General features: G+C 67.1%; 10 protein-coding genes. 5 read left to right on the forward strand and 5 right to left on the reverse strand.

The genetic code is table 11. From position 1 onward, the window contains the following. The first annotated feature begins 175 nt into the window (after positions 1 to 175). From metG to GJV64_RS08070, 3 genes are read left to right on the forward strand one after another with little or no spacing between them, the layout of a single operon-like run. Positions 176 to 1723 (forward strand): methionine--tRNA ligase, encoded by a 1548-nt coding sequence (metG, locus tag GJV64_RS08060; RefSeq protein ID WP_164156749.1) that lies wholly within the window; start codon positions 176 to 178, stop codon positions 1721 to 1723. Positions 1724 to 1727: 4 nt separating this feature from the next. Further along, positions 1728 to 2498, forward strand: a complete 771-nt coding sequence (locus GJV64_RS08065; RefSeq protein ID WP_164156750.1) for a TatD family hydrolase — start codon at positions 1728 to 1730, stop codon at positions 2496 to 2498. Then, positions 2495 to 3274, forward strand: a complete 780-nt coding sequence (locus tag GJV64_RS08070; RefSeq protein WP_164156751.1) for an MBL fold metallo-hydrolase — start codon at positions 2495 to 2497, stop codon at positions 3272 to 3274. The genes GJV64_RS08065 and GJV64_RS08070 overlap by 4 nt, the downstream gene beginning before the upstream one ends. Here the strand turns inward: GJV64_RS08070 and GJV64_RS08075 are convergent. Together GJV64_RS08075 and GJV64_RS08080 are read right to left on the reverse strand one after the other, a co-directional pair. Continuing rightward, positions 3269 to 4321, reverse strand: coding sequence for a YeiH family protein (locus GJV64_RS08075; RefSeq protein WP_235927659.1), 1053 nt, complete (start codon positions 4319 to 4321; stop codon positions 3269 to 3271). The two genes, GJV64_RS08070 and GJV64_RS08075, sit on opposite strands and share 6 nt — an antisense overlap. 132 nt (positions 4322 to 4453) lie before the next feature. Further along, positions 4454 to 5038 carry a glutathione S-transferase family protein gene (locus tag GJV64_RS08080; protein WP_164156752.1) on the reverse strand — a complete coding sequence of 195 codons (585 nt, stop codon included), beginning with the start codon at positions 5036 to 5038 and terminating at the stop codon, positions 4454 to 4456. 96 nt (positions 5039 to 5134) lie between these two features. Between GJV64_RS08080 and mazG the strand changes: the two genes are divergently transcribed. Both mazG and GJV64_RS08090 read left to right on the forward strand, forming a co-directional pair. Then, a complete protein-coding gene (mazG, locus tag GJV64_RS08085; protein ID WP_164156753.1) occupies positions 5135 to 5956 on the forward strand; it encodes a nucleoside triphosphate pyrophosphohydrolase in 822 nt (273 codons plus the stop codon). Continuing rightward, the gene (locus GJV64_RS08090; RefSeq protein WP_164156754.1) at positions 5953 to 6402 is read left to right on the forward strand and encodes a GNAT family N-acetyltransferase; all 450 of its coding nucleotides are present in this window, start codon (positions 5953 to 5955) and stop codon (positions 6400 to 6402) included. The genes mazG and GJV64_RS08090 overlap by 4 nt, the downstream gene beginning before the upstream one ends. On the opposite strand, the gene prmC is transcribed toward GJV64_RS08090, so the two are convergent. From prmC to GJV64_RS08105, 3 genes are all read right to left on the reverse strand, one after another. Next, positions 6380 to 7216 (reverse strand): peptide chain release factor N(5)-glutamine methyltransferase, encoded by an 837-nt coding sequence (gene prmC, locus GJV64_RS08095; RefSeq protein WP_164156755.1) that lies wholly within the window; start codon positions 7214 to 7216, stop codon positions 6380 to 6382. The two genes, GJV64_RS08090 and prmC, sit on opposite strands and share 23 nt — an antisense overlap. Continuing rightward, positions 7216 to 8280, reverse strand: coding sequence for a peptide chain release factor 1 (gene prfA, locus GJV64_RS08100; protein WP_164156756.1), 1065 nt, complete (start codon positions 8278 to 8280; stop codon positions 7216 to 7218). The genes prmC and prfA overlap by 1 nt, the downstream gene beginning before the upstream one ends. 10 nt (positions 8281 to 8290) lie before the next feature. Further along, positions 8291 to 8572 (reverse strand): His/Gly/Thr/Pro-type tRNA ligase C-terminal domain-containing protein (locus tag GJV64_RS08105; protein ID WP_235927660.1); only part of this gene is annotated, 282 nt, incomplete at its 5' end.

Genomic DNA, 8572 nt, shown 5'->3' on the forward strand with positions numbered 1-8572 from the left:
GCGCGAGAGGCGGCGCTGGCCGAATGGGAGGCCGCCAACCGATTGGCGCGCGAGGCGGTGCCGCTGCAGCTGGAGCCGGGCCAGGTCGCGTGGCGGCTGGCGCTGCACCTTGCCGCCGTGCCGGCCTGAACCACTGGCTTGAACAAACGCGGCTTCTGCCGCATTGCGCTGCCCGATGAGCACGCCCCGTTTCTATGTCACCACCGCCATCGCCTATCCCAATGGGCGGCCGCACATGGGCCATGCCTATGAGGCGATCGCCACGGATGTCATTGCCCGCTTCAAGCGGCTCGATGGCCATGATGTGCGCTTCCTCACCGGCACCGATGAGCATGGCCTGAAGATCGACCAGGCCGCCCGCGCCGCCGGGCAGGCGCCGAAGGCCTATGTCGATGCCATGGTGGCACCCTTCCAGGCGCTCGATGCGGCGCTGGAGATCAGCTTCGATCGCTTCATCCGCACCACCGATCCCGATCACAAGGCGCTGGTGCAGGCGCTGTGGCAGCGCATGGCCGCCAATGGCGATCTCTATCTTGGGCGCTACGAAGGCTGGTACTCGGTGCGCGACGAGGCCTATTATGACGAGGCCGAACTGGTTGAGGCGCAGGATGCCGCCGGCACGACGGTGAAGCTCTCCCCGCAGGGCACGCCGGTGGAATGGACGGTGGAGGAGAGCTGGTTTTTCCGTCTATCGGCCTATCAGGAGCGGTTGCTGGCGCTCTATGACAGCCAGCCTGGCTTTATCCAACCGCAAAGCCGTTTCAACGAGATGCGCGCCTTTGTCGCCGGCGGGCTTTCGGATCTGTCGGTGAGCCGCACGTCGTTCAGCTGGGGCATCCCGGTGCCCGGCGACGAGCGCCATGTCATGTATGTGTGGCTCGACGCGCTGGCCAATTACCTGACCGGCGCCGATGCCAGCGGGCAGGGCGGGCTTGACGGCGAATGGTGGCCGGCGGACCTGCACGTGGTGGGCAAGGACGTGGTGCGCTTCCACACCGTCTATTGGCCGGCCTTCCTGATGTCGGCCGGCCTGGCGCTTCCGAAGACCGTGTTCGGTCATGGCTTCCTGCTCAACCGCGGCGAGAAGATGTCGAAATCATTGGGCAATGTCGTCGATCCGGCCGAGATGGTCAGCCGCTTCGGCGTCGACCGGTTGCGCTGGTATCTGTGCCGCGAGGTCGCCTTCGGCGAGGATGGCAGCTATTCCGACGAGGCGATCGTGGAGCGCACCAATGCCGATCTGGCCAATGGCATCGGCAACCTTGCCCAGCGCAGCCTGTCGATGGTGGCGAAGAACCTGGGCGGTGTGATGCCGACGCGGGGCGCCGCAGGGGACAGCGAGTTGCGCCTGAAGCAGGCCTTCCACGATGGTACGGATGCCTATTTCGCTGCCATGAACGCGCTCGCCCTGCATCGCGGGCTGGAGGCGCTGATGGGGATGGTGAATGCCGCCAACCTCTATTTTGCCGACAACGCGCCCTGGGCGCTGGCCAAGACGGATGTGGCGCGCATGGCCGAGGTGCTGGCCGCCACACTGGATGCCACAAGGCGGATCGTGCTGCTCGCCCAGCCGTTCATGCCGGGCAGCTGCGCGCGCCTGCTTGACCAGCTGGGCGTCGCGGCAGATGCCCGTGATTTCAACGCCTTGAACACGCCGGTTGCCGCCGGTGCGCAGCTGCCGCCGCCGGCCGGCGTGTTCCCGCGCATCACCCTGGAAAGCTGAACCGGTGCTCATCGACAGCCACTGCCACCTCAACTATCCCGGCCTGAAGGAAGATGTGGACGGCGTGCTGGCGCGGGCGCGCGCCGCCGGTGTGTCGGGGTTCCTGGGCATTTCCACCCGCCGCAGCGAGTGGGACGAGGTGATTGCCCGTGCCGATGCTGAAGCCGATGTGTGGGCCACGGTGGGCATCCACCCGCACGAGGCGGATCTGCATCCCGACACCGATGCCGCGACCCTGATCGACGCCACCGCCCATCCGAAGGTGATCGGCATCGGCGAGACGGGCCTTGATTACTATTACGACAAGTCGGACCGGGCGCGGCAGCAGGCCAGTTTCCGCAGCCACATCATCGCCGCGCGCGCCACAGGCCTGCCGCTGATTGTCCACACCCGCAATGCCGAGTCCGACACGCTGGCGTTGCTCAAGGAGGTAGGCGAGGGGCCTCTCACCGGGGTGATCCATTGTTTCACCGCCAGCCAGGCCTTTGCTGATGAAGCACTTGCGCTGGGTTTCTACATCTCGATCTCCGGCATCGTCACCTTCAAGAACGCCCGCGACCTGCAGGATACCGCGCGCGCCATCCCGGCGGACCGCCTGCTGGTGGAAACCGATGCGCCGTTCCTGGCGCCGGTGCCGATGCGCGGCAAGGTCTGCGAACCGGCCTTCGTGGCGCACACCGCGCGCTTCCTGGCCGCCTTGCGCGGCGTCAGCGAGGCCGAACTGGCCGCCACCACCAGTGACAATTTCCGCGCGCTGTTTTCCAAGGCGGCATGAAGGTCACCATCCTGGGCTGCGGCACCTCCAGCGGGGTGCCGCGCATCGGCGGGCCGGATGGCGCCGGCAACTGGGGCCAGTGCGATCCGGCCAACCCCAAGAACCGCCGCCGCCGCGTTTCGGTGCTGGTGGAAGCGGCGGACAAACGCGTGCTGGTCGATTGCGGGCCGGATTGTCGCGAACAGCTGCTGAGTGCGCGGGTGGCGCATCTTGATGCCGTGGTGATCACCCATGATCATGCCGATCACGCCCATGGCATCGATGATCTGCGGCAGGTGTTCCACGCCATGGGCCGGCCGGTGGACGTGTGGGCCAGCCCGGCGACATTCGCCGTGCTGAAGGCTCGTTTCGACTATGTGTTCGATGGCGCGCCCGGCTATCCGGCTTCGTGCCGGGCGCATGATTTCACGGCGCCGGTCGAGCTTGACGCGCTCGTTGTCACGCCGTTCCCGCAGCTGCATGGTGACATCGAATCGACTGGCGTACGCTTTGATTGCAATGGCAAAACCTTCGCCTATTCCACTGATGTAAAAGGTTTTGATGCCCGTGCCGATGCCGCTTTGAGCGGCCTGGACCTGTGGGTGGTCGATGCCTTGCGCCGCGAGCCGCATCCCACGCACAGTCATCTGGCCCAGACGCTCGACTGGATCGCACAACGCCAGCCGGGCAGGGCGGTGCTCACGCACATGGACCAGTCCATGGACCATGCAACCCTGTGCGCCGAGTTGCCGGCGGGCGTCGAGCCCGGCCACGACGGGATGGTGATCGCGCTATAGCGTCGTGATGGCAAAGGCCAGCGCCGCCACAAGGCTGGTGAGGCTGGCGATGATGCCGACCAGCAGCGGCTTCGGCCCGGTCTTCAGTATCTCGCCAAGCGGCGACCTTATGGCGGTGGCCGCGACCGAGACGGCCAGCATCCAGCCTGCCGAATCTGCTGCAAGTCCAGAGACCTGAACCGGAATCATGCCGGTAGAATTGATGCAGGCCACAACGAAGAAGCCGACGACGAACCAGGGCAGCAACGGTGCCGCACGGGTGCCGCCGCTGATCTTCAGGGGCTGCGGGAAAGCCAGCGCCACCAGCGCCAGCACGGGTGCCAGCAGCGCTACGCGGGCGAGCTTCACGATGGTGGCGGTTTCACCGGCACTGGTGGAGAAGGCATAGCCGGCGCCCAGCGTCTGGGCGACATCATGGATGGATGCGCCGAGCACGAAGCCGGCCTGTATGTCGTTGAGTTTGAACAGTTCACAGATCGCCGGATATAGCACCAGGGCGGCGCTGCTCATCGCCGAGGTGCCAACGAGCACCAGCGTGAGCTCGGCCTGGCGCACCCTGCGTTCGCCCAGCGTTGCCGACAGCGCCATGGCGGCCGAAGCCCCGCAGATGGCAACTGCGCCGCCCGAAAGCGTGCCGAACGCCGGGGTGAAGCCCAGCAGCCGTGCGGCTAGCACGCCGGCGCCGATGGTGAGCGCCACGATGGCCAGAACGGCCAGCAAGGATTGCGGGCCAAGCGCGATGATCTGTTCAATTGTGATGCGGGCGCCCACCAGCACGATGGCCCAACGCAGCAGTTCGCGGCTGGCCAATGTGAGGCCGGGCGTCAGCCGACGATCAGCCGACAGGAAGTTCATGGCCAGGCCGATCAGCAGCGCCAGCAGCGTGAGCGGCGCATTGTAGCGATCAGCGAGCGAGGCAGCGGCCAGCGTGGCGAGAACGGCCACCATCAGGCCTGGCAGATATTCCCGCCAGCGCGTGGCCGGCGTCCGCTCGATGTCGCCGAACAGATCGGCGCCCTGGGGCAGTTGCGGAGGCGGCATGTCCATGGGCCAGCGTTAGGGGGAAGCTGCGGCTTCGCCAAGAGCGTGTCGCAGCCAAGGCGGCATTATACATAATATATATTATCGGGATTGCAGAGCGGGGCTTCAGGGCCAGGATTGCCGCTCATCCCCCATCCCTCAGCGGATGGCGAGCGCCTGTTCCACCCGCCCAACCCATCCGCGCACCGCCGGCCATTCGACCAAATCAAAGCCGCCTTCATGCGCGACCCGGGTATAAGCGACGAGCGCGACATCGGCGCAGGTCAGGCCATCGCCGACAAACCAATCGTGCCCGCTCAGATGCCCTTCCATCAGGTCCAGCGCGGCACGGCCCTTGGTCATCAGCGCCGGATCGATCGCCTCATCGGGCTTGCCGAGGTAGAATTTCTGGAAGCGCCGCACCGCGATCGCCGGCTCGTGGCTATATTGTTCCCAGAACAGCCATTGCAGCATCTGGGCATGGGCGAACGGCTCGGCCGGCACCAGCGTGGTGCCGGCGGCCAGATAGAGCATCATGGCATTGGATTGGGCGAGCCGGCGGCCATCGGCCAGTTCAAGCGCTGGCACCTGGCCCATGGGAAATCGCGCCAGATAGTCCGGTGACTTCGCCTCGCCGGCAACGACGTCCACATCGACCCAGCGATAGGCAAGACCGAGGTGATCGGCGACCCACTTCACCTTCAGACAATTGCCGGAGACCTTGTCGCCATAGAGTGTGAACATGGGCTCGCCTCCCTCGCGCCGCGCCATAGCCTGGGTGTCTGGCGATTGAAAGCCCGGCCCATTGAATGGTTTGGCCGGCTGCGGCAGGAAAGGCGCATGGATACGCCCCCGCTCTCGCTGCAGCGCCTTGCCGGCATCATGGCGGCCCTGCGCCATCCCGAAACCGGCTGCCCATGGGATCTGGCCCAGGATTTCGACACGATCGCGCCCTACACGATCGAGGAAGCCTATGAGGTGGCCGACGCCATTGCCCGCCGCGACATGGCCGAGTTGAAGAAGGAACTGGGGGACCTCTTGTTCCAGGTGGTGTTCCACAGTCGTATGGCCGAGGAAGCCGGGCATTTCGCGCTGGCCGACGTGGTGACGGCCCTGTGCGAGAAGATGGAGCGGCGCCACCCGCATATCTTCGGCGCCAATGAATTTGGCGATGGGCGTCGCGCCGCCAGCGCCGAGGCCCAGAAGGACGAATGGGAACGCATCAAGGCCGCCGAGCGGGCGGCCGCTGGAGAGCCCGAGCGCCCGGTCTCCGCGCTGGATGGCGTCGCCACCGCCCTGCCCGCCCTGATGCGTGCCGAAAAACTGCAGGCGCGTGCGGCAAGGGTGGGCTTCGAATGGCCCGATGTGGCCGGCGTGCGCGCCAAGCTGGACGAGGAACTGGCGGAATTCGACGCCGCCGCGAGCCTCGAAGAGCGCACCGAGGAACTGGGCGACGTGCTGTTCGTGCTGGCCAATCTCGCCCGCCGCCACGCCATCGATCCCGAAGCCGCGCTGCGCGCCGGTTCAGCCAAGTTCGAGCGTCGTTTCAAGGCGATGGAGGCGCTGGCTGGGCCGGGTTTCCCCGCCCTCTCCCTCGACGAGCAGGAGCGTTACTGGCAGCAGGTGAAGGCCGCCGAACGCCAGACCGGGGACGCCGCATGAGTGGCCAGCCACTGACCATCCGCCCCCTGGAGGCCTCTGACGAGGCCGCATGGCGGCGGCTATGGGGCCTCTATCAGCGTTTCTATGCTGTTGATCTTTCAGAAGAGGTGCATCGCTCCACCTGGGCGCGGCTGCTCGATCCGGCTGAGCCGGTGAATGGCGCGCTGGCCCTGATCGACGGCGCCCCGGTCGGGCTCGTCCATTATATCTGGCACCGAACCTGCTGGGACATCGCCGACAGTTGCTACCTCCAGGACCTTTATGTCGAAGAGGGCACGCGAGGGGCCGGGGTTGGCGCGGCGCTGATCGCATATGTCCGTGGTCAAGCCGATGCGCGCGGTGTCGCGGTGGTGCACTGGCTGACGCACGAGGACAATCACCGGGCGCGCCGCCTCTATGATCATGTCGCCCGCCGTTCGGGCTTCATTCAGTACCGCCGCAGCTGAGGCGCAGGCTCACGCAGCGGTCGCGTCCGGCCAGATCGGGGTGGACCTCGGCAAGGAAGCCCTGTTCCGCCGCCAGCGCGCTCACGGCCCGGCCTTGCTGCCAGCCGATCTCCAGCACGGCGAGACCGCCCGGCGCCAGCAGGCCCGGCAGTTGCGGCAGGATGCGACGATAGTCATCCAGGCCATCGGCACCGGCGAACAGGGCCGTCGCGGGCTCATGGGCCCGCACCTCGGGCGAAAGCGGTTCATCTTCAGCGATATAGGGCGGGTTGCACAGGATGAGGTCGAAGCGTTCTGCCAGTCCCTCCCCCCAGTTGCCGGACTGGAATTGGGCGCGTTGGGCGAGACCGGTGCGCCGGGCGTTCTCCGTCGCAACGGCCAGCGCGGCCGGGCTGGCGTCAATGCCCAGCCCGGTCGCTGCCGGATATTCGTGGAGCGCCGCCAGCAGCAGCGCGCCCGATCCGGTGCCCAGATCGAGGATGCGCGCCGGCGGTTGCGCGCACAGCCGCAGCGCCACCTCGATCAGCGTCTCGCTGTCGGGCCGCGGGATCAGCACATCGGGGGTGACCGCCAGGTCCAGCGACCAGAACTCGCGCCTGCCAGTGATGTGGGCAATCGGCTCGCCGGCTGCACGACGGTCGACAAGGGCTTGAAAGGATTCGCCATCAACGGCCCGGTCGGGGTGCAGCAGCAGGTCGCCGCGGGTGCAGCCGAGATGATGGGCGAGCAGCACCTCGGCATCGAGGCGCGGGGTCTCGCCGCCGATCCGCGTCGCCGCTGTGCGCAACAGATCGGCGATACGCTGCGCCGGCATCAGTTGAGGCTGGCCAGCCGCGCCGCCTCGTCTTCGGCGATCAGCGCGCTCACCACGTCGTCGAGGCCAGGGCCGGCGAGGATTTCGGGCAGGCGGTGCAGGGTGAGGTTGATGCGATGGTCGGTCACGCGCCCTTGCGGGAAATTGTAGGTGCGGATGCGTTCCGAACGGTCGCCCGATCCCACCATCGCCTTGCGATCGGCGGAGCGGGTGGCGGAGAGCCGTTCGCGTTCGGCATCGAACAGGCGGGTGCGCAGCAATTTCATGGCCTTGGCCTTGTTCTTGTGCTGGCTGCGTTCGTCCTGCACGGCCACCACCACGCCGGTCGGGATATGGGTGATCCTGACCGCGCTGTCGGTGGTGTTGACATGCTGGCCGCCGGCGCCGGACGAGCGGTAGACATCGATCCGCAGGTCCTTCTCGTCTATGGCGATGTCGACATCCTCGGCTTCCGGCAGCACTGCGACGGTGGCGGCGCTGGTGTGGATGCGGCCACCAGCCTCGGTCACCGGCACCCGTTGCACCCGGTGTACGCCGCTTTCATACTTCAGCCGGGCAAACACGCCGGCGCCGCTCACGCTGGCGATGATCTCCTTGGCGCCGCCTAGGTCGGATTCGCTGGAGGACAAGATTTCCCATTTCCAGCCGTGGCTTGCGGCATAACGCTCATACATGCGGGCAAGGTCGGCGGCGAACAGCGCCGCCTCGTCACCGCCGGTGCCGGCGCGGATTTCCAGCACCGCCGAACGTTCATCGGCGGCATCGCGCGGCAGCAGCTTCAGCGCCAGTGCGCGCTCGGCTTCGGGCAGGCGCGCATTGATGCTGGCCAGCTCTTCCTGGGCGAGCGCGTGCATCTCGTCGCCCGGCGGGATGGCGGCCAACTCGTCCCGTTCGGCAAGCAGCGCCCGCCAGGCCTGCGCGGCCTCCACCACCGGGGTCAGCTCCGCATAATCCTTCGATAACGCCACGAACTGTTCGGGCGGCAGCGCCGGATTGCCCATGTCGTGGGCCAGCGCCGCATGGCGCCGCTCGATCTGGGCGATCAGGTCGGTCGGGAGCTTCATGTGGCCAGGGTCATGCCAGCCGGCTGGCCAGCGCGGTCACCGCCGCGGCGGCAGGAACGCTGTCCTGCGCACCACTGGCCAGATCGCGGAGCGTGACCGTGCCCGCGGCCAGCTCGTCACTGCCGATCAGCGCGGCAAAGCGCGCGCCCGACTTTCCGGCCCGTTCCATCTTCTTCTTGAGGTTGCCGCGCCAGCCCTGTTCGGCGGCGATGCCGGCCCGGCGCAGCCCGGTGAGCAAGGCCAGGGCGGCGGCCTCGCTGCCCTCGCCCACAGCCACCACCGCCACGGCCAC

Source organism: Sandarakinorhabdus rubra (genome assembly GCF_010994245.1).
Classification (GTDB): domain Bacteria; phylum Pseudomonadota; class Alphaproteobacteria; order Sphingomonadales; family Sphingomonadaceae; genus Sandarakinorhabdus; species Sandarakinorhabdus rubra.